Origin of the sequence: Streptomyces sp. NPDC006197 (assembly GCF_040613865.1) — a bacterium.
Classification (GTDB): Bacteria; Actinomycetota; Actinomycetes; order Streptomycetales; family Streptomycetaceae; genus Streptomyces.
Genome location: NZ_JBEXSZ010000059.1, coordinates 24,309 through 45,072 on the forward strand (window position 1 = coordinate 24,309; position 20,764 = coordinate 45,072).

General features: G+C 73.2%; 17 protein-coding genes. 12 read left to right on the forward strand and 5 right to left on the reverse strand.

Annotation, left to right across the window (positions count from 1 at the left end; translation table 11 throughout):
- From ABZ318_RS19860 to ABZ318_RS19900, 9 genes are all read left to right on the forward strand, one after another.
- Complete coding sequence (locus ABZ318_RS19860) at window positions 1–663, forward strand: hydrolase (protein WP_356903772.1); 663 nt, start codon at window positions 1–3, stop codon at window positions 661–663.
- 5 nt (window positions 664–668) lie between these two features.
- Window positions 669–1,187 (forward strand): DoxX family protein, encoded by a 519-nt coding sequence (locus tag ABZ318_RS19865; protein WP_356903773.1) that lies wholly within the window; start codon window positions 669–671, stop codon window positions 1,185–1,187.
- 91 nt (window positions 1,188–1,278) lie between these two features.
- Entirely contained in the window at window positions 1,279–1,875 is a 597-nt protein-coding gene (locus ABZ318_RS19870; protein ID WP_356903774.1) for a DNA starvation/stationary phase protection protein, read from the forward strand.
- Window positions 1,875–3,302: an NAD(P)/FAD-dependent oxidoreductase gene (locus ABZ318_RS19875; RefSeq protein ID WP_356903775.1), complete on the forward strand. Its 1,428-nt coding sequence runs from the start codon at window positions 1,875–1,877 to the stop codon at window positions 3,300–3,302. The genes ABZ318_RS19870 and ABZ318_RS19875 overlap by 1 nt, the downstream gene beginning before the upstream one ends.
- 54 nt (window positions 3,303–3,356) lie before the next feature.
- A complete protein-coding gene (locus tag ABZ318_RS19880) occupies window positions 3,357–4,310 on the forward strand; it encodes an alpha/beta hydrolase (protein ID WP_356903776.1) in 954 nt (317 codons plus the stop codon).
- Window positions 4,307–6,205 (forward strand): amidohydrolase, encoded by a 1,899-nt coding sequence (locus tag ABZ318_RS19885; RefSeq protein WP_356903777.1) that lies wholly within the window; start codon window positions 4,307–4,309, stop codon window positions 6,203–6,205. Before ABZ318_RS19880 ends, ABZ318_RS19885 begins: the two co-directional genes overlap by 4 nt.
- 16 nt (window positions 6,206–6,221) lie before the next feature.
- Window positions 6,222–6,962, forward strand: coding sequence for a GPR1/FUN34/YaaH family transporter (locus ABZ318_RS19890; protein ID WP_356903778.1), 741 nt, complete (start codon window positions 6,222–6,224; stop codon window positions 6,960–6,962).
- A 60-nt stretch (window positions 6,963–7,022) separates the two neighbouring features.
- On the forward strand, window positions 7,023–7,748 hold the full coding sequence (locus tag ABZ318_RS19895) for an alpha/beta hydrolase (protein ID WP_356903779.1): 726 nt from the start codon (window positions 7,023–7,025) through the stop codon (window positions 7,746–7,748).
- Between the two features lie 133 nt (window positions 7,749–7,881).
- Window positions 7,882–10,143 carry an NB-ARC domain-containing protein gene (locus tag ABZ318_RS19900; protein WP_356903780.1) on the forward strand — a complete coding sequence of 754 codons (2,262 nt, stop codon included), beginning with the start codon at window positions 7,882–7,884 and terminating at the stop codon, window positions 10,141–10,143.
- Window positions 10,144–10,169: 26 nt separating this feature from the next.
- Here ABZ318_RS19900 and ABZ318_RS19905 read toward each other — a convergent pair whose 3' ends face one another.
- Both ABZ318_RS19905 and ABZ318_RS19910 read right to left on the reverse strand, forming a co-directional pair.
- Window positions 10,170–10,997, reverse strand: coding sequence for an alpha/beta hydrolase (locus ABZ318_RS19905; RefSeq protein WP_356903781.1), 828 nt, complete (start codon window positions 10,995–10,997; stop codon window positions 10,170–10,172).
- Between the two features lie 316 nt (window positions 10,998–11,313).
- On the reverse strand, window positions 11,314–12,375 hold the full coding sequence (locus ABZ318_RS19910) for a helix-turn-helix domain-containing protein (protein ID WP_356903790.1): 1,062 nt from the start codon (window positions 12,373–12,375) through the stop codon (window positions 11,314–11,316).
- Between the two features lie 381 nt (window positions 12,376–12,756).
- On the opposite strand from ABZ318_RS19910, the gene ABZ318_RS19915 reads away from it, so the two are divergent.
- On the forward strand, window positions 12,757–13,593 hold the full coding sequence (locus tag ABZ318_RS19915) for an alpha/beta hydrolase (RefSeq protein WP_356903782.1): 837 nt from the start codon (window positions 12,757–12,759) through the stop codon (window positions 13,591–13,593).
- Window positions 13,594–13,722: 129 nt separating this feature from the next.
- Here ABZ318_RS19915 and ABZ318_RS19920 read toward each other — a convergent pair whose 3' ends face one another.
- The 3 genes from ABZ318_RS19920 to ABZ318_RS19930 form a co-directional block, all read right to left on the reverse strand.
- Window positions 13,723–15,747 carry a S8 family serine peptidase gene (locus ABZ318_RS19920; RefSeq protein WP_356903783.1) on the reverse strand — a complete coding sequence of 675 codons (2,025 nt, stop codon included), beginning with the start codon at window positions 15,745–15,747 and terminating at the stop codon, window positions 13,723–13,725.
- Window positions 15,748–16,263: 516 nt separating this feature from the next.
- Window positions 16,264–17,841, reverse strand: a complete 1,578-nt coding sequence (locus ABZ318_RS19925) for a glycerol-3-phosphate dehydrogenase/oxidase (protein WP_356903784.1) — start codon at window positions 17,839–17,841, stop codon at window positions 16,264–16,266.
- The gene (locus tag ABZ318_RS19930) at window positions 17,838–18,437 is read right to left on the reverse strand and encodes a TetR/AcrR family transcriptional regulator (protein ID WP_356903785.1); all 600 of its coding nucleotides are present in this window, start codon (window positions 18,435–18,437) and stop codon (window positions 17,838–17,840) included. The genes ABZ318_RS19925 and ABZ318_RS19930 overlap by 4 nt, the downstream gene beginning before the upstream one ends.
- A gap of 74 nt (window positions 18,438–18,511) precedes the next feature.
- Here ABZ318_RS19930 and ABZ318_RS19935 point away from each other — a divergent pair, with 74 nt between their 5' ends.
- Both ABZ318_RS19935 and ABZ318_RS19940 read left to right on the forward strand, forming a co-directional pair.
- Entirely contained in the window at window positions 18,512–20,107 is a 1,596-nt protein-coding gene (locus tag ABZ318_RS19935) for an FAD-binding oxidoreductase (RefSeq protein WP_356903786.1), read from the forward strand.
- 71 nt (window positions 20,108–20,178) lie between these two features.
- Window positions 20,179–20,764: diacylglycerol kinase family protein (locus ABZ318_RS19940; RefSeq protein ID WP_356903787.1), on the forward strand; the 586-nt coding region annotated here is incomplete at its 3' end.

Sequence of the window (20,764 nt, forward strand, 5' to 3'; positions counted from 1 at the left end):
GTGTTCGACGTCACCAAGGTGCAGGCCGCCCCGAGCAAGGACCTCCTGACACCCGACAACTCGGTCATGCTCTTCGTGGACCACCAGCCGCAGATGTTCTTCGGCACCGGGAGCGGCGACCGGGCCGCGATCATCAACAGCACGGTGGGGCTCGCCAAGGCGGCGGAGGTCTTCGACGTGCCCGTGGTCCTGACGACGGTGGCCGCCGAGTCGTTCTCCGGGCCCCTGCTGCCCCAGCTGGCCGCCGTGTTCCCCGAGCACGAGGTCATCGACCGTACGACCATGAACGCCTGGGAGGACGAGGCGCTCGTCGCGGCGGTCAGGGCGACCGGCCGCAAGAAGATCATCCTGTCGGGCCTGTGGACCGAGGTCTGCCTGGTGCTGCCCGCGCTCTCCGCCCTGGAGCAGGGCTACCAGGTGTACGTCGTCGCCGACGCCTCCGGCGGCGTCACCCCGGCCGCCCACGAGCACGCCCTCCAGCGGATGATCGCCGCCGGCGCCGTGCCGGTGACCTGGGTGCAGGTCCTCCTCGAACTGCAGCGCGACTGGGCCCGCCAGGAGACCTACGGCCCCGTGACGGAGGTCGTCAAGGCCCACGCGGGCGCGTACGGCCTCGGGGTCGTGTACGCGCAGAGCGTCATCGGCGCGCACGCGGCCGGCTGACCCGCGTGGACACCGGCATTCTGATCCTGCGTCTGCTGGTGGGCCTGCTCATCGCGGGCCACGGCGTGCAGAAGGTCAGCCGGCACCTCGGCGGCAAGGGCCTCGAAGGCGGCACGGAGGAGTTCCGCGCCGACGGCTTCCGGGGCGGAGCACTCACCGCCGTGGCGGCGGGCGGGGGCCAGATCGGATCCGGCCTGCTGCTCGCGGCCGGGTTCCTGACCCCGCTCGCCGCGACCGGGGCCGTCGGAGTCATGACCGTCGCCCTCACCGTGAAGTGGCACAACGGCCTGTGGGTGCAGAACGACGGTTACGAGTACCCGCTCGTCCTCATCGGCACAGCCGCCGCCCTCGCCGCCACCGGACCGGGCGCCTGGTCCCTCGACGCCGCCCTCGGCCTCACCCCGTACCCGCTCTGGTACGCGGCCCTCGCGCTCGCGGCGGGCACCGGCAGCGGCCTGCTCGCCCGGCTCGTCCTGCACCGGACGGCCCCGGCGGCACGGACCGCCGCCCCCGGCGGACGCTGAGCGCGAGCCGCGCACGGACCGGGCCCGGCCACCCGAGAGGCCCCGCCCGAGCGGCCGGGCCCTTTCACCCCTTCCTACCAGGAGCGCCTCCATGGAAACCGCGATCACCGAATCCACCACCCCCCACGCGCCCGGCGGCGGCCAGCCGCTGCTGCACCAGAAGGGCGCCGAGACCCAGGCGTTCGGCACGCTCAAGCAGCTGCCGATCGGCCTCGGCCACGACACCCGCATGTACGCCTGCCAGCGCCTGAACCGCGTACTCGCCGACACGCAGATCCTGTACTCCCTCTACAAGAAGCACCACTGGCTCATGCGCGGGGCCACCTTCCACTCGCTTCACCTCATGCTCGACAAGCACGCGGAGGCGCAGCTCGCCATCGTCGACGCGCTGGCCGAGCGGATCCAGAGCCTCGGCGGCGTCGCCGTCGGAGATCCGCGCCACGTTGCCGAGCTGACGGTGATCCCCCGTCCGCCGAACGGCGTCGAGCAGGTCCCCGTCATGCTCTCGCGGCTCCTCGACGCCCACGAGCGGATCCTCGTCGACGCCCGGGACGCCGCCACCCGGATCGCCGCCGAGGGCGACGAGGGAAGCACCGACCTGCTCGTCTCCGAGGTCATCCGCACCGGCGAGGCCCAGGTGTGGTTCCTGGCCGAGCACCTCGTGGACACCCCGCTGGTGCGCGGCTGATGGACGACACGTACGACGTCGTCGTGGTCGGCGGCGGGCCGGGCGGCGAGGTGGTCGCCGACCGCGCCGTCCGGTCGGGACTGACGGCCGTCGTCGTCGAGGCCGAGGCGGTGGGCGGGGAGTGCTCCTACTTCGCGTGCGTGCCGAGCAAGGCCCTGCTGCGCCCCGGCGCCGCCCTGGCGGACGCGCGGTCGGTCGACGGGGCCCGGCAGGCGGTCACCGCGTCGCTCGACCCCGCACACGTCCTGGCCCGCCGTGACCGCTTCACCGGTCGAGGCGACGACACCGGCCAGACCGACTGGCTGAACGGCGCCGGCATCTCCCTCGTACGCGGATGGGGACGGCTCTCCGGCGAGCGCCGGGTGGAGGTGACCAGGGCCGACGGCACGGTCCGCACCCTGAGGGCCCGGCGCGCGGTGGTGCTCAGCCCCGGCACGGAACCCGTGCTGCCTCCGGTCGAGGGACTCGAACGGATCGGCGCGTGGACCAGCCGCCAGGCCACGACCGCTGCCGCGGTGCCCGAGCGGCTCGTCGTCATCGGCGGGGGAGTGGTGGCCTGCGAGATGGCGACCGCCTGGAGCTCGCTCGGTTCCTCCGTCACCCTGCTCGTACGGGACCAGGCCCTGCTGACCGCCTGGGAGCCGTGTGCCGGCGAAGAGGTCGCCCGGGGGCTGACCGGCCTGGGCGTGACGGTCCGCTTCGGGGTCACGGCCACCCGGGTCGGCCGGGACGAGGCCACCCGCGCCGTCACCGTGGAGACCGACGACGGTGCGACGCTCGTCTGCGACGAGGTCCTGGCCGCCGTCGGCCGACGCCCACGCACAGCCGACCTCGGCCTGGAGACCGTCGGACTGCCGGCCGACGGACGCATCCCGGTCGACGGCACCTGCCGGGTCACCGCCGTCGACGGCGACTGGCTCTATGCCGTCGGCGACGTGAACGGCCTGGCGCCGCTGACCCACATGGCCAAGCACCAGGCACGGACCTGCGCCGCGGCCATCGCCGGACGCGCCGCGGGCCGCCCCTCGGACCCCGGCGCCCGACACGCCCGGAGCACCGGCACCGACCGCCCCGTCGTGCCGCAGGCCGTCTTCACCCGCCCCGAGGTCGCGAGCGTCGGGCTCACGGAGCGGGCCGCACGCGAGGCGGGCATGACCGTGCGCGCCGTGGAGTACCGGATCGACGACGTCGCAGGCGCCGCGCTGCACGCGGACGGCTACCGCGGCCACGCCAAGCTCGTCGTCGACGAGGGCCGCGGCGTGGTCGTGGGCTGCACCCTCACCGGCCCGATGGCCACCGAACTCATCCACACCGCAACCGTCGCCATCGTCGGAGAGGTGCCGCTCGAACGGCTGTGGCACGCCGTCCCCGCCTTCCCGACCGTCAGCGAGGTCTGGCTGCGCCTCCTCGAGGCCTACGGCCTCTGAGGCGCCCCCACTCACCCGCACCCCCCCCGCAGGACCCACGAAGGAGAACCCCTCATGCCCCACCCGCCGATCCTCGAACCCGCCGCCCGGGCCTTCGCCGACGCCACCGCCCAGCCGCCGTTCCTGTACCAGATCCCCGTGGTGGACGGCCGCAAGGCCGTGGACGACGTCCAGAGCGGTGGAGACGTCCCGCTGCCCGCCGTCGACGAGGAATGGGTCACCGTCCACGGCGGTCCGACCGGCGACGTGCGCGCCCGGATCGTCCGCCCGCGCGGCGCCACCGGCCCGCTGCCCGTCATCCTCTACCTCCACGGCGCCGGCTGGGTCTTCGGCAACGCCCACACCCACGACCGGCTCGTCCGCGAGCTTGCCGTCGGCGCGCGGGCGGCGGTCGTCTTCCCCGAGTACGACCTCTCGCCCGAGGCCCGGTACCCCGTCGCCATCGAACAGAACTACTCCGTCGCCCAGTGGATCGCCCGCGAGGGGCACCACAAGGACCTCGACGGCACCCGCATCGCCGCCGCGGGCGACTCGGTCGGCGGCAACATGACGGCCGCCCTCACCCTCATGGCCAAGCAGCGCGGCGACGTCCGCCTCACCCACCAGGTCCTGTTCTACCCCGTGACCGACGCGCGCTTCGACACCGAGTCGTACGACCTCTTCGCCGAGGGCTACTTCCTGCGCCGTGACGCCATGAAGTGGTTCTGGGACCAGTACACGACCGAGGAGGCCGAACGCGCCCAGATCACCGCCTCCCCGTTGCGCGCCACCACCGAGCAGCTCACCGGGCTGCCACCGGCCCTGGTGATCACCGCCGAGGCGGACGTCCTGCGCGACGAGGGCGAGGCGTACGCGGACAGGCTCCGTGCCGCCGGGGTCCCCGTCACCGCTCTGCGCGTCCAGGGGACCATCCACGACTTCGTCATGCTGAACGCGCTGCGCGAGACGCGGGGCGCGGAACTGGCCATCGGCCTCGCGGCCGACACCCTGCGCAAGGCCCTGGCATGACCAGGCCGTCGACGAGCACGTCCACGAGCATGCCGGTGGCGGGCCTCGTCCCCGCCCCGCGACGGGATCCGGCGCACGCCGACCTCCTCGTCCGCAACGCGAAGGTGTTCACGGGTGACCCCGCCCGCCCCGAGGCCAGGGCCGTCGCGATCCGCGACGGCCGGATCGCGGCCCTCGGCGACGACCACGGCCTCGCCCCCCTCGTCGGACCGGAGACCAAGGTCGTCGACGCGCTCGGCCGCCGGGTCGTCCCCGGTCTGAACGACGCGCACCTGCACGTCATCAGAGGCGGCCTGAACTACGTGCTGGAGCTGCGCTGGGACGGCGTACGAAGCCTCCGCCACGCCCTCGCCATGCTGCGGGAGCAGGCCGGACGCACCCCCAAGGGGCAGTGGATCCGGGTCGTCGGAGGCTGGACCGCCGAACAGTTCGCCGAGCGCCGGATGCCGACGGTCGCCGAGCTGAACGCCGCCGCCCCCGAGACCCCCGTCTTCCTCCTCCACCTCTACCAGTCGGCTCTGATGAACCGGGCCGCCGTACGAGCCGCCGGGTTCACGCGCGAGACCCCCGACCCACGGGGCGGACAGATCGTGCGGGGAAGGGACGGTGAACCCAACGGCGTCCTCCTCGCGGCGCCCAGCGCCCTCATCCTCTACTCGACCCTGGCCAAGGCGCCGCCGCTGGACGAGGACGACAAGCGGACGTCGACCCGTCACTTCCTGCGTGAGCTCAACCGCTTCGGTCTGACCTCCGCGGTCGACGCCGCGGGCGGGTTCCAGAACTTCCCCGACGACTACGCGACGGTCGTCGACCTCGCCAGGTCGGGGGAGCTGTCGCTGCGGATCGCCTACCACCTGTTCCCGCAGACGGCCGGCCAGGAGCTCGCCGACCTGAAGCGCTGGACGGAGACGGTGAAGCCCGGGGACGGGGACGAGTGGCTCCGGCTGAACGGCGCGGGCGAGAACCTGACCTGGGCCGCCGCCGACTTCGAGAACTTCTCCGAACCCCGGCCCGAGCTCGCCGACGGGTACGAGGCCGAGTTCGAGCAGGCGGTGCGGCTCCTGATGGAGAACGGCTGGGGATTCCGGCTCCACGCGACCTACGACGAGACGATCCGCCGCGACCTGGCCGTCTTCGAGAAGCTCGCGGCGGAGGGACTCTTCCCCGGCGGCAACCGCTGGCTCTTCGACCACGCCGAGACCGTCTCGACCGACAGCCTGGACCGGATTGCGGCCCTGGGCGGCGCCCTGTCCGTCCAGAACCGCATGTCCTTCCAGGGCACCGCCTTCCGCGACCGCTACGGAGCCGAGGCCGCCGCCCACGCCCCGCCGATCCGGGCCATGCTCGACCGCGGCCTGACCGTCGCCGCCGGAACCGACGCCACCCGCGTCTCCTCGTACAACCCCTGGGTCGCACTCCACTGGCTGGTGACCGGGCGCACCATCGGCGGCACCGCGCTCCGCCCGGCCGAGGAGCTGATCGCCCGGGAGACCGCCCTCGGTCTCTACACGCTCGGCGGAGCCCGGCTCACCGGCGAGCAGGACGTCAAGGGAAGCCTGCGGGAGGGCTGGTACGGCGACCTCGCGATCCTCTCCGAGGACTTCCTGACCGTGCCCGACGACGTCATCCCCGACATCGAGTCCGTGCTGACCGTCGTCGGCGGCCGCATCGTCTACGCGGGCGCGGAGTACGAGGGACTCGACGAGGCCCTCCCGCCGGTCCGTCCGGAATGGAGCCCCGTGGCCCGCTTCGGCGGCCACCGGAGCGGTGCCCGCCAGGCGGCGCAAGTGGCCGAGGCCGTCGCCGAATCCGAGCTGCACCGCCGGTGGCGCGTCACCCGGGGCTCCACTCCCGAGACGCCTCCGCCGTTCCTCGACCCCTGCTTCGCGCCCTGAACGAGAGACCCCCACGATGAGTACTGATCCCGCCCCCGACGCCGACGCGGGCACCGGACCGGCCGGCCGGCCGGACGCCGCCCCTGGGCGCCGCTTCGAACCGGACCTCCGGTCGATGACCCGGATCAACCTCCGCCCCATCGCCTCACCCATGCCGCTCGGCTTCTTCACCGTGGCGATCGCCTCCGCGATGACGGGATGCGCACAGCTCGGACTCTTCGAGGCCGGGGCCCGCAGCGCCGTCGCCCTCTGCGTACTGCCCGCCTTCGCCCTGCAACTGCTGGTCAGCGTCCTGGCCTTCGGCGCCCGTGACGTGATCGCGGCGACGCTCATGGCCGTCTTCGCCGGCAGCTGGCTGGCCTACGCCCTCGTCGTGCTCGACGGAGCGGCCGACGGCCCGCGCGTGCTGGGCGTCTTCAACCTGGCGCTCCTCGCCTTCGGGGCACTGATGACCGCCGTGACCCGCCCCAAGCGCGCGCTGTGGCTCGTCCTGGCGGTCTCCCTGCCCCGCTGGGCCGCCGCCGGCCTGTCGGGTCTCACCGGCGCCGAAGGGCTCACGCGCACGTCCGGGGCTCTCGGACTCGTGGTGGCGCTCGTCGCGATGTACGCCGCGTTCGCGCTGATGCTGGAGGACATGCGCAGCGAGGAGGTCCTGCCCCTCGGCCGCAGCGGCCCCGCCCACGCCGCCGTGGAGGGCGACCTGGCGGTCCAGCTCCGCGACCTGGAGCGCCAGGCAGGTGTGCGCCGCACGCTCTGAACCCCCCCGCCGCACCGACCCGATTTCCGACCCCCGACCCACACACCCAGGAGTTCCCGCATGCCCCGACCCGTCAGCCCCACCGTCGTCCTGGTCCACGGAGCCTTCGCCGACGCCTCCAGCTACGCCCGCGTCATCCCCGAACTGACCGCCGCCGGCCTGAAGGCGGTCGCTCCGGCGGTGCCCAACCGCGGCCTCGTCGACGACGCCGCGTACATCGCCTCGGTGATACGCGCCATCGACGGCCCCGTGATCCTCGTGGGGCACTCCTACGGCGGCGCCGTCATCACCCTCGCCGGTACGGAGGACAACGTCCGTGCCCTGGTCTACCTGGCCGGATACGCCTTGGAGGAAGGCGAGAGCCTGGGCGAGCTGCAGGGGCGCTTCCCCGACTCGGGTCTCGCCGACGCGCTCGTGTACACGCCGTTCCCCGGAGCGGGGCCCGCCGAGCCCGGTACCGACGTCTCGGTGGAGGCCGAGAAGTTTCCCGCCCTCTTCGCAGCGGACATCGCCCCTGAGCTCGCCGCCGTACTCGCTGTCTCCCAACGGCCGCTGGCGGCAAGGGCCTTCGCCGAGGCAGCACCGGTCGCGGCATGGAAGACCAAGCCCTCGTGGGGGCTGGTCGCCACCTCCGACCGGACCATCAACCCCGACGTGGAGCGCTACGGCTACCAGCGGGCCGGCATGACCACCGTCGAGGTCGACTCCTCGCACCTCGTCATGCTGGCCCGGCCCGAGGCCGTGGCCGCGCTGATCCAGGAAGCGGTCCGCACCACCGCCCACTGACCCGCGAGCGCGTCTCGGAGGCCGTGCCGGGCCCACCCCTCGGGGTGGGCCCGGCACCGTGCTTGGTGCCGTGACCTGCGAGTTCGCTGGACTGACACACCGTATTCTTTCCTGGGGCGGGGAGGAAAGAGGAGTGGTGTACGGGGAGAAGCCGTTCGGGGCCGTTCTGCTCGGTCTGCGGCAGCGGGGCCGTCTGACGCGGGAGGAGCTGGCCGAGGCGTCGGGCGTGAGCGTCCGGGCCATCGGCGACATGGAACGGGGACGCAGCCGGGTTCCGCAACGGCGCACCGCGATGGCGCTGGCGGACGGTCTGGGGCTCGTGGACGCGGAGCGGGAGGCGCTGCTGGCCACGGCTCGCGCGGCGCGTCCGACGTGCGCGGTCGCGGTGACGGGGACGGTCGTGCCGCCGCGATCGGTGGGGGACTTCACGGGCCGGGAACCGGAGATGGCGCTGCTCCGGGAGGCCGCGGAACGGGCATCGGCCGGCCAGAGGGTCTCGACATGGGTCGTCTCGGGTCCTCCGGGGTGCGGGAAGACGACGCTGGCGCTGAAGGCGGCGGCGGACCTGGCGGAGGGGTTCCCCGACGGGCACTTCGTGGTGGATCTTCACGGAGTGGACGGCCCCGTGGAGACGGGCGAGGCGCTGCTGAGGCTGCTGAAAGCCCTGGGCGTGCCGGACCGCCGGCTGGCGCACGAGGACCAGCAGGGCCGCGCGGGACTGCTGAGGACGCTGCTGGGCGACCGCCGGTGCCTGGTGGTCCTGGACAACGCCCGCGACGAGCAGCAGGTCCGCGCGCTGCTGCCCGCGGGCGGGCGCAGCCTGGTGCTGGTCACCAGCCGGCGGCCCCTGACCGGCCTGGAGGAGGTCCACCGCCTGGCGCTGTCGGAGATGACGCAGGACGAGGCGGTCGATCTGCTGCGCCGGATCCTGGGCGAGGAGCGGGCGGACGCGGAAGCCGGGGCCGTGGCACGGGTGGCGGAGCTGTGCGGGCGACTGCCGTTGGCCCTGCGGGTGGCGGCGAACTGGCTGACGGTCCGTTCCGGATGGACCGTCGACCACCTGGTCCGGCGCCTGGCCGACGAGGAACGCCGACTGGGCGCGCTCGCCGCCGGCGACGTGCGGGTGGAGGCGGCCTTCGAGCTGTCCTACCGTCAGTTGACCGGCCAGGCCGCGCGGATGCTGCGGCTGCTGAGTCTGGTGCCGGGCCCGGACATGACCGCCGCCTACGGCGCCGCTCTGACCGCGACCGACGTCTTCGAGGCCGAGGACGTGATGGAGGAGCTGGTCGAGGCCGGCCTGCTGCAGCCCACCTTCACCGGTCGCTACCAACTGCACGACCTACTGCGGCTGTTCTCCCGCGTCCGTCTGTCCCGCGAGGAGGAAGCCCACGAGCGGGAGGCGGCCGACGACCGGCTGCGCGCCTGGCTGCTGGAGACGGCCGCGGTCGCCGGCCGCTGGTACCAACCCGGGTACGGGGCGCCGCCCTCCTCCTGGCGCGGCCTGGTTCCGCTGGGGAGCGCCGACGAGGCCCGGGCCTGGCTCCAGAGCGAAGCCCCGTCCTGGCTCGCCGCGCTGCGCGGCGCCGCCCACAGGGGTGAGCACACCCAGGTCGTGGAGACCGCTCGTGCCATGGAGTGGTTCTGTGACCTGTGGGTCCACTGGGGACACTGGCCCGAGGTCTTCCGCTTGGCGAGCGAGGCCGCTGCCGCCCTTGACGACCCGTACATGCGGGCCTTCCACCTCAACTGCCACTCCTGGGCGCTGAACACCTGCGAACAGAGCTACCACGAGGCCATCGAACGGGCCGACGAAGCCCTGGAGCACGCCCGGCGCGCACAGGACGTGCACCAGCAGGCCTCGGCGCTGGTGCACGCGGCGAGCGCGCACCGGCAACTCGGCGATGCCCAGGCGGCTTCGGAGAGAGCTCTCGCCGCCGTCGACCTGTCGGAAGACGCCGGCCACTACGAGGTCTGGCCCCAGGCCGTGCGCCTCTACGGAACCTCCCTGCGTCTGCTCGGCCGTCCCGAGGAATCCCTGGCCGAGCACGAGCGCGTCATCGCCTTCCTCGACGCGCCCGACTGCCCGGTGAGCGGGTTCGTCGCCGACGTCTTCCGCGCCCACACGATCCAGGCGCTCGGTCTCGACTGTGCCGCACTGGGGCGGTGGCGGGAGGCGGCCGACCACTATCGCAACGCCCGGATCCAGTCGAGTCGCATCGGCGTGTCCCACAGGGAGGCCGAACAACTGCTGCACCTGGGAGAGGCCCTGATCGAACTGGGCGAAACCGAGGAGGCCCGCTACTGCCTGCGCCAGGCCCTCGCCCTCGGCGACGCGGCGGACGACAAGGAGCTGGAGGCCGCACAGAGGCTGCTGGACACGTTCCCTGCCGAGTGAGGAGCCCCTGCCGCGGGGCCGGGGGATCAACCACGGTGCCGGTGCAGGGCGACGTGCACGGTGTCGAGGGTCTGGACGAGGGCGGCGCGGGCGGAGTCCGTGTCGCGGAGCGGATCGAGCACCATGAAGCCGTGGATCGTCCCCTGATAGCGCAGGGAGACCACCGGTACGCCGGCCGCCCGGAGCTTCGTCGCGTACGCCTCACCCTCGTCGCGCACCACATCGGCCTCGCTGGTGACCACCAGCGCCGGGGGGAGTCCGGTGAGCTGCTCCAGGGACGCCCTCAGCGGTGACGCGGTGGCCTGGCGCCGCTGCCGTACGTCGGGCAGGTACTGGTCCCAGAACCAGCGCATGGTCTCGCCGCCGAGGAAGTACCCGGCGGCGAATTCCCGGTACGAGGGGGTGTCGCACCCGGCGTCGGTGACCGGGCAGAGCAGCACCTGTTGCAGCAGCCGCACCCCTCCGCGCTCCTTGGCGAGCAGGGTCAGGGCCGCCACGAGATTGCCACCCGCCGACTCGCCCACGGCGGCCATCCGGCTTCCGTCCAGGCCGATCTCGCCGCCGCGCTCGCAGATCCACCGCGCAACCGCGTAGCACTGCTCGACGGCGACCGGATACCGCGCCTCGGGGACGCGCTCGTACTCGACGAAGACCACGGCCGCGTCCGTGCCGAGGGCGAACGCGCGCACCAGACGCCGATGGGTGCCGGCGTCGCCCAGGGTCCAGCCCAGCCCGTGCAGGAAGAGCACGACGGGGATCTCGCCGACGCTGTCGGCGGGCCTGACCACCTGCACCCGGACGTGGCCGGTCGGCCCTCCCGGCACTGCGAACCACTCCGTGGAAGTGGCTTCCACGTCGAGAGGGTCGGGGGCGTCCTCTCCCTGGAGACGCGCAAGGGCAAGACGTGCCTGTGCCAGGTCCGGGTCGTGCGTCGGCGGCGGACAGGTGTGCCGGGCCACGAACGCCCGGGTGGGATGGTCCAGGACCGGGCGCCGAGCGGACGAGGGGGCGAAGTCGGTCACGCACGGTCTCCTGCCGAGTGGGCCTGAAGCGAAAGAGTGGGTCGGTGCACCGGGTCCCCGGTCGAGCGGCGGAACGCGATGCGGCGACTGTCGGGCCTGGGGCACCGCCCGCGGCACAGGGCACCCGGCGCGGCTCCGAGCGGGGACCTTACCCCCTGGACGGCGGGAGGTCAGCCCCCTGTCGGGCGGTGTCGCGGACGTCGGCGGCGTTCTCGGGGGCGGTTCCGGGCGCCGGGACGACCGCCGAGGACCGCCCGGGGCCGTCCCGGGCCGTGCGCAGGTCGCGCCATTCGCGGGGGGAGACACCGTAGGCGGCGCGGAAGGACCGGCTGAAATGCGCGGGGTTGACGAATCCCCACCTCTGGGCCACGGCGGACACGGTGGGGGCCGTCCTGCCGCGGCGGGCCAGTTCGCGCCTGCACTCCTCCAGGCGCCGTCGCCGGACGAACTGACCGACAGTGGTCCCCTCGCCCTCGAACAGCCGGTGCAGGTACCGGACGGAGATCCTGTGCTCCCTGGCGATGTGCTCCGGAGACAGATCCGGGTCGCCCAGGTTCCGGTTGATGTGGTCGAGGACGCGCAGCATCAGATGGCTCCGGGCGTCCGTGTCCGTGCCGCCCCGGTGGGCCCGTTCCGCGATCAGGGTGGAGAACAGGTCGACGACGTTGCCGGCCAACCGGTTCGCGACGGCCGGCGGGTAGCCGTCGGCGGTGGAGGAGGCCAGGGCGGCCAGGAACGGGAGCAGCATCGCGCCGACACCGTCCCCGGTGCCGATGGCGCTGCCGGTGACCTGCCGGATGTCGTCGTCCGACACGCCCAGCGTGCGGCGCGGAAGCTGAAAGACGTGCGTGGCGAACCGCCGCGGGTAGTCGAAGGAGTACGGCCGGGTCGTGTCGTACACCACCAGGTCGCCCTCCCCCACCTCGGCCCGCCTGCCGTCCTGGACGAAGGTGGCCGTGCCGGACATCTGGACACCGACCGCCACGAGCGCCTCGGACGACCTGGCGATCAGCGCCGGCGTGCGGCTGACCCGCTCCGCGTCGGCCTCCATGGTGCAGACCTGGAGATAGCCGAGACGGTCGGTGGCGATCCGGCCGTCGAACGGCCCGTCGCCCCGAGGGACGACCGTCATCGGCACCAGCGTCCTGCTGACCGCGTCGTTCCAGTACGCGACCTTGTCCTGGTCCGGCACGGAGGCGGTCGACAACACCAAGCTCAAAGTGCTCTCCGCTCAGGGGAAGTGACTCCGGGGCTGCGACGGTCGGGAACGGGACGCCGCACCTCCCCGGAAGGCGGCGGCCCGTGTACGGCGGGGCCGGACGGCTCGTCGCACGGGCGACGACCTCGCCGGAGCGTGACCGGACCGCTTCGGCGAGGCCCGGGTTCCCGCCCGCACCGAACAGCCAAGCAGCGGGCCGTGCCTGTCTCCAGGCAGAACCACAGGCAGGAACGGCGGGAGCGGAACACTGCGCTCACGGGCAAGACGCCGTGCGTGATGCGACAACAGGCGGCGCCGACGGGCCCGTAGCGTGACGGCGTTCCGTGCCGGACCAGGGCGCGGACCAGCCACTTCGCCTCAAGGAGACAACCCATGCCCTACATCACCGTGGGCCAGGAGAACACCACCGCCGTCGACCTCTACTACGAGGACCACGGCACCGGGCAGCCGGTCGTCCTCATCCACGGCTTCCCGCTCGACGGCCACTCCTGGGAGCGGCAGACCGCCGCGCTGCTCGACGCCGGCCACCGTGTGATCACGTACGACCGCCGCGGATTCGGGCAGTCCTCCCAGCCGACGACCGGCTACGACTACGACACCTTCGCGGCCGACCTGAACACCGTGATGGAGACCCTCGACCTGAACGACGCCGTCCTCGTCGGCTTCTCCATGGGCACCGGCGAGGTCGCCCGCTACGTGTCCACGTACGGCTCCGCCCGCGTCGCCAAGGTCGCCTTCCTGGCCTCGCTGGAACCCTGCCTGCTCAAGACCGACGACAACCCGGACGGCGTGGCCCCGAAGGAGTTCTTCGACGGCGTCGTCGCCGCGGTCAGGGCCGACCGCTACGCCTACTACACCGCCTTCTTCGAGGACTTCTACAACCTCGACGAGAACCTGGGCACCCGGATCAGCGAGGAAGCGGTCCGCAACAGCTGGAACACCGCGGCCGGCGGCGGCTCCTTCGCCGCTTCCGCCGCGCCCGCGACCTGGTACACCGACTTCCGGGCCGACATCCCGGCCGTCGACGTGCCCGCCCTCATCCTGCACGGCACGGCCGACCGCATCCTGCCCGCCGAGGGCACCGCGCGCCCCTTCCACAAGGCGCTCCCCTCCGCCGACTACGTCGAGATCGAGGGCGCCCCGCACGGCCTGCTGTGGACCCACGCGGAGGAGGTCAACGCCGCCCTCCTCGCCTTCCTGGCGAAGTGACGCACCGTCGGCCGGGCGGCACGGGGTGAGCACGTCGCCGCGGCGGCCGGGAAACCCGGCCCGCCCCGCCGGCGCGACGGTGCACGGGGCTGCGGGGCGGGGGCGTGCTCGTCCTCGTGGCCGTACCGGTCAGAGAATTCGCCAGGCGACGGCATACGGCTGGGCGAACTGGGTGATCCGGAAGGCGCTGACGACGACCTCGGCCTCCCCGGCCGGGATGTTCCGCCAGTCGACCTGCTCGACGTTGTTGACACGGTCGAACCCGGGATCCGTGCCCATGTTGCCGTGGCGCTCCTGGCCGCCCGCTCGGACGATCAGGTCGAGGTCGTTCTGCAGGGCCTTGCCAGGGGGGTCCGTCCAGACGAGGGTGACCTTCAGGCGGGTCGCCCCTTCCGGGACCGCGATGAGAAACGTACGCTCTTCTCCCTGGTCCAGCTCCTTGGCGTCGGTGAAACCCGCCCGGCCGGCGTCGGTCGGCAGGACGACGGCCTGCTGGAGGTTGACGATGCCGAAGCCGGAGTTGTTGTTGGGGGAGGAGCCCGTTTCGCTGGGGACGTACTGACCCTTCAGCTCGTCGGCGCCGTTGATCAGCATGGCCTTGATGAGCGCCGCGCTGGGCTTGGGCGTGCCGTTCTTCACCAGCGTCTCGCGCAGTACCGCCACACAGCCGGCGACCAGCGGGGTGGCCATGCTGGTGCCGCTCTCGAACATGAACGCGGGGTCCGTGGAGACGCCGAAGCGAGCGTTGTCGGGCGCGAGGCGCGAGCGCGTCGAAAGGATCGCCGTGCCGGGAGCGACGACGTCGGGCTTGATCCGGCCTTCCTGAGTGGGGCCGCGGCTGCTGAAGGCCGCCATCCCGGCGGGGTTGTCCGCCATCCTGTCGCCGCGGATCGGCGGGGCGGGGTACGAGGACGGCCTCAGGTCGTCGTAGGTGTGGGGGATCTGGGGGCGGTCGCCCTCGCTGGCGCCGACGGTGATGACGTTCTTGGCGCCGGTCTCCCCGCTGACGGCCCTCAGGTTGATCCGGCCGTCACCGTCGTGGTCCGTGCCGTCGTTGCCCGCGGCGAAGCAGATGACGAAGTCCTTGTTGTCCCAGACGAACCGATCGACCTCGCGCGCGCTCTGGTTGTACGGAAGGGCCGGGGTGATCGGACCCCACGAGTTCGTGTGGATCCGCACCCCGTCCTCCAGGAAGGGCGGCTCGAAAAGGTCACGCAGGTTCGGGGGGATGCCGGACAGCGAGCCGTCGTCGGCCAGCACGGACTGGAGGACCAGTCTCGCCTCGGGGGCCGTGCCGGTGACGGGGCCGCCCATCGACGCCGACGTGCCGTCGCCGAGAACCGAGCCCGCCACGTGCGTGCCGTGCCCGTCGGGGTCGTCCGCCCTCGCGGGGCTCGTACGGCCGAGGGCGACCAGACGCTTGACCCGGCCGGTGAAGGCGGGGTGCACATTGGTGGTGGACCCCTTGTCGAACCCGGTGTCGGCGACACACACGATCTGGCCTTCGCCCCGGAACTTCGTGCCGTTGAGGGACACATGGGCGTGCATGAGGTTTCCCGCGACGGTGTTGTACAGCACCCTCTCGGGGACCTCCTCGATCTCCTTCACCTCATCGAGCGCGGCCAGCGCCTCCAGGTCCTCCTGGCGGACCGTCATGCGCACCTTGTCGCCCTCGGGACGTACGTCGCCGGGGCTGACGCCGGCCGCCGCCGCGATCCGGTCCCGTAGTCCGTCCGTGTTCACCTCGACGTCCTCGTGCAGCACGACGTCGACGGTCCGGGGCCGGGAACCCACCGCCTCCAGGGGATCGGCCAGCACGGCGATCCCCGGGCGCAGGCGGTTCGACCGGAGCGATTGGGTGATCTTGAAGCCCTTGAAGTACACGTCCGCCCAGGCCACGAAGGGCAGGGCGCGCACCGCGTCCAGGTCCCTGGACCGGAAGCCGCACAGATAGGTGTCGTCCGGAACGTATTCCTGGATCACCACCCCGAGTGCCGTGAGTTCTTCCTTCTCCTCGGTCGTGGGCGGGTGGGTGGTCTGGATGAGCACGTAGTTGGACGCGGTGGCGTCCTCCGACACCAGCGAGGCGGCGACCAGCTCATCGGCCTGGGCCAGCGGGTCCACCGTCACGCCGTTGATGGTGATACGGGACATGCCGAACTCCCGGAGGGTGTGGGTGATGAGGAAGGCACGCACCGGTGGTCGGGATGGTCGCCGCCACTGCCCGTGCCGACGCCCGCGCGTCGGGAGCCCTCCCGGTCCCACGGCACGCCTGGCTGCGCGTCACTTCCGTGCGACCAACACGCTAGGCGCGCGATCGTCCGCCGGCACGTGGAGTCCCCGGGAAGACCGCCATCCGGGCCCGATGTTGCTCCGAAGGGGCCATTCCCGCCCCGTCCGCACGCCGCCGAAGAGGAGTTCCCCCGCTGGAACACAGCCACCGGTGACCGGAGGCCGCTTGTCCCGAGGACCGACAGGACGGCGAACACGAGCAAGCGCGTGCCCACGGGGACGCGTATGACCGCGGGCAGGGCGAAGGCTACCGGCCCGGCCGTACGGCGGCATGCGGGGTGCGGGCGCGGCTCTCCGTCCGGACCGGGCCGACGCGACCTCACCTGCCGGGAGGACGACGGTGCCCCTGCCGGATGCCGGCAGGGGCACTGTGCCCGTTCACCGTGCCCGGGCCGTACGGGCGAGGGCGTCCCGGGCCGCTTCTTCGGCGAGGGCGCGGTCCTCCGGGACCACGCCGATGCGGGTGCGGCGGTCGAGGAGGTCGGAGGCGTCGAGGGCGCCTTCGTGGCGGACCGCCCACACCAGTTCGGCGCCCGTGACGGGGTGGCCGGGCACGACGGGCCCGGCCAGGGCGGGGTCTTCGAGACCGAGGGCGTGGACGGCCGGGGCTTCGGAGCCGTAGCGCCGTACGAGGCGGGGCGGGACGTCGAGACCGGCGAGGGTCCCGGGGCCGGCCGCGCCGACGAGGGGGACGGACGCGGTGCGGCACGCGCCGGCGGCCAGGCCGCGGACGGCGACGGCCGCGTCGACGGCGTCCTGGGCCATGCGGCGGTAGGTGGTCAGCTTGCCGCCGACGACGGTGACGATGCCGTCGGGCGAGGTGAGCACGGCGTGCTTGCGCGAGATGTCCGCGGTGCGGCCCTCCGGGCCCTGGGCGTCGAGCAGGGGCCGCAGTCCGGCGAAGGCCCCCACCACGTCGGAGCGGTGGACGGTGACGTCGAGGGCGGAGCCGAGGACGTCGAGGAGGAAGCCGATGTCGGTCTCGGGGACCTCCGGCACGTCGGGGACGTCGCCGTCGACGGGCTCGTCGGTGAGGCCGACGTACACGCGCCCGTCGCCCTGGGGCAGGACCAGGACGAAGCGGTTCGTCTCGCCGGGGATCGGGATGTGCAGTCCGGCGGAGAGCCGGCCGAGGGTTTCCGACCGCAGGACGAGGTGGGTGCCGCGCGAGGGGCGGAGACGTACGTCGTCGACGAGGCCGCCCGCCCAGACCCCGGCCGCGTTGACGACGGTGCGGGCGCGGACGCGGAGCTCCTGGCCGGTGGTCTCGTCGCGCACCAGCGCGCCGTCGCCGTGGAGTTCCAGGGCCCGGGTGCGGGTGAGGACGCGGGCGCCGTAGGCGGCCGCGGTGCGGGCGATCGCGGTCACCAGGCGTGCGTCGTCGGAGAGCTGTCCGTCCCAGGAGAGCAGTCCGCCGCGCAGGCCGACGGGGCGCAGGGCCGGGGCGAGGTGGCGGGTCTCGACGGCGGACAGCGTGCGCGGCTGCGGCAGCGTGCGGCGCGAGGTGCGGGCACCGACGCGCAGCAGGTCGCCCGCGACGAATCCGGCGCGGGCGAGGGCGGCCTGGCCGCGGCTGACGAGCGGGGTGAGGGGGAGCACGAAGGGATGGGCGCGGACGAGGTGGGGGGCGGTGCGTTCCATGAGGATGCCGCGCTCGACGGCGCTCTCGTGGGCGACGTCGAGCTGCCCGGACGCGAGGTAGCGCAGTCCGCCGTGGATCAGCTTGGAGCTCCAGCGGGAGGTGCCGAACGCCAGGTCGTGGGCGTCGATCGCGGCGACGCGGAGTCCGCGGGTGGCGGCGTCGAGCGCGGCTCCGGCTCCGGTGGCGCCGAGCCCGACGACGAGTACGTCGACGATGTCGCCGTCGGCGAGCCGGTCCAGTTCGCGTCGGCGCCGCTCGGCGTCGAGCGAGGAACCGGGCAGGGCGGTGCTGCTCGTGGGGTTGGTGGGGCTCATGGCGTGAGGGTCCTCTCAAGGAGGGTGCGCAGCTCTTCGAGGAAGGCGGCTTCGCTCAGTTCGGGATCGTCCTCGTCGGCCATGGTGCGCAGCGAGAGCGTGAAGGACTGGACGACGAGCAGCAGGGACCGGGCTTGCAGGTCGGTGTGGACGCGGCGTACGGAACCGTCCTCGTGCCCTTCGTCCAGCGCGGTGACGAGGAGCCCGAGGAGGGCGTCCTGGCTGGCGCCCCGCCGGTCGAGGACGTACGGCAGCAGCAGCTCGGGGTCGACGTCGAGGATCTTCCGGAACAGCGGATGCGACCGGAACGCGGCGACTCCCGCCACCAACCCCTCGACGATTCGGGCCCGTTCGGGCCGGTCGTCGTCGGCGGGCGGCATGGCGTCGGCGGCGGCGGCGATCCATTCACGGGTCATCAGGTCGCCGACGAGGGTCCGCACGTCGGGCCAGCGCCGGTACAGCGTCATCCGGGACACGCCGGCCCGCCGGGCGACGTCGGTGAGGGTGGTTCGCCGTACGCCGACGGCGAGCACGCAGTCGCGTGCCGCGTCGAGTACGGGATCTGCGTCCGCATGGTTGTGACGAATGGGCGTCATCTGTCACAGTGTAATGCCAGTGCGGGCCGAGCGGCAGCGCCGTCCGTGAAACAGACCGTGAGGAACCTCTCGAAGTGGACATGTTGTGGAGCGGCTGGGGCGACCCGGCCAAGGCGGCGCCCCTGCCCGACTCGGTGACCGGCCTGCTGCGGGACCTGCTCGGCGTCACGCCGCGCGAGAGCGGCCCGTCCGTCCTCGCCGACATCGACGTGCCCGCCCCGGCACTGACCGACGAGGCGAGGGGAGCGCTGCGCGCCGCCGTCGCCGCACCCGACGGCCTGCGGGACGACGCCGAGAGCCGCATCCGCCACACCCGGGGCAAGTCGACCCCCGACCTCCTGCGCATCCGTGCCGGCGAGGTCGACGACATCCCGGCCGCCGTCGTGCTCCCCGCCGGTCACGACGAGGTCCTCGCCGTCCTGCGCGCCTGCGCGGACCACGGCCTGTCCGCCGTTCCGTTCGGCGGCGGCACCTCCGTCGTCGGCGGCCTCGCGCCCACCACGAAGCGGCCCTTCGTGGCCCTGGACCTCGGCCGGCTCGACCAGCTCCTCGCCGTCGACGAGGTGTCGCGCACCGCGACCCTGCAGCCCGGCCTGCGCGGCCCGCAGTGCGAGGCGCTGCTCAACGAGCGCGGCTGGACGCTCGGCCACTTCCCGCAGTCCTTCGAATGGGCGTCCATCGGCGGATTCGCCGCGGCCCGCTCCAGCGGCCAGGCCTCGGCCGGCTACGGCCGCTTCGACGAGATGGTCGTCGGCCTGACGGTCGCCACCCCCGAGGGCACCCTGTGGAGCGGCCGCGCCCCGCGCTCCGCCGCCGGTCCCGACCTGCGCCAGCTGATCCTCGGCTCCGAAGGCGCCCTCGGCGTGATCACGTCGGTGACCGTACGCGTCCGTCCGCTGCCGCAGAAGCGGATCTACGAGGGCTGGCGCTTCACCTCCTTCGAGGCCGGCACGGAGGCACTGCGCCGGCTCGCCCAGGACGGCCCGCGACCCACGGTGCTGCGGCTGTCGGACGAGACCGAGACCTTCATCGGACTGGCACAGCCGGATGCCATCGGCACCACCGAACTCCCGCAGAACCCCGGCTGCACGGCCATCGTCGGCTTCGAGGGCACCGAAGCCGACACGGCCGCCCGCCGCGCCGCCGCGCGTGAGGTCCTCCTCGCCTGCGACGGCGAGTTCCTCGGCGAGGAGCCCGGCGACAAGTGGGAGCACGGCCGCTACGACGCGCCCTACCTGCGCGACGCGCTGCTCGACGCCGGCGCGTTCGCCGAGACGCTGGAGACGGCCGCCTTCTGGTCCGCGATCCCCGGCCTCTACGCGGCGGTACGCGACGCGCTGACCAACACCCTCACCGAGGCCGGCACCCCGCCGCTCGTCATGTGCCACATCTCGCACACCTACGAGAACGGCGCCTCGCTGTACTTCACCGTCGTCTCCGCGCAGGGCGAGGACGCCGTCGCGCACTGGGCGCCGGTGAAGCGGGCGGCGAACGACGCGATCCTGGCGGCGGGCGGCACCATCAGCCACCACCACGGCGTCGGCACCGACCACCGCGACTGGTACGCCCGGGAGATCGGCCCCCTCGGCGTCCGCATGCTCCAGGCCGTCAAAGCCGAGATCGATCCGTCCGGCGTGCTCAGCCCCGGGGTCCTGATCCCCGTCCGCTGATCCCCGCCCGCTGATCCCCGTTGAGCCCCTCCCTCCCGAATTCCTTCTTCTGCCGCCCGGAGGCCAGATCCATGCGACAGTTCACCGCCGTCGTCAACCCCACCGCAGGGGGTTCCAGCGGCACGGCGAGCCTGCTCCCGCTGGCCCGGCTGCTGCGGGAGGCGGGGGCGCGGCTCGACACCGTCTACAGCCGCAGTCTCGAACACGCACAGGAACTCGCCAGGGACGCCGGAGCGAAGGGGCACGTCGTGCTGGCCGTCGGCGGTGACGGCATGGCTGGCACCGTCGGCGGCGCGCTCAGCGGCACGGACACGGTCTTCGGCCTGGTCCCCGCCGGCCGCGGCAACGACTTCGCGCGCGCTCTGGGGCTTCCCACCGACGCCCCGGGCCTCGCCGAGGTGCTGCTCGACGGCGAACCGCGGGCCGTCGACACCATCGAGGTGAAGTCCGCCCGGCACCCGGGGACCCACGTCCTCGGCAGCGTGTACGCGGGTGTCGACGCGGTGGCCAACCGCCACGCCAACGCCTCCCGCCTGCTGCGCGGCGCGGCCTCCTACTACGCCGGCGGCCTCCGGGCGGTCCTCGCCTGGAAGCCCGCCGCGTACCGCATCACGATCGACGGGATCCGGCACGAGCGCACCGGCTACACCGTGGTCG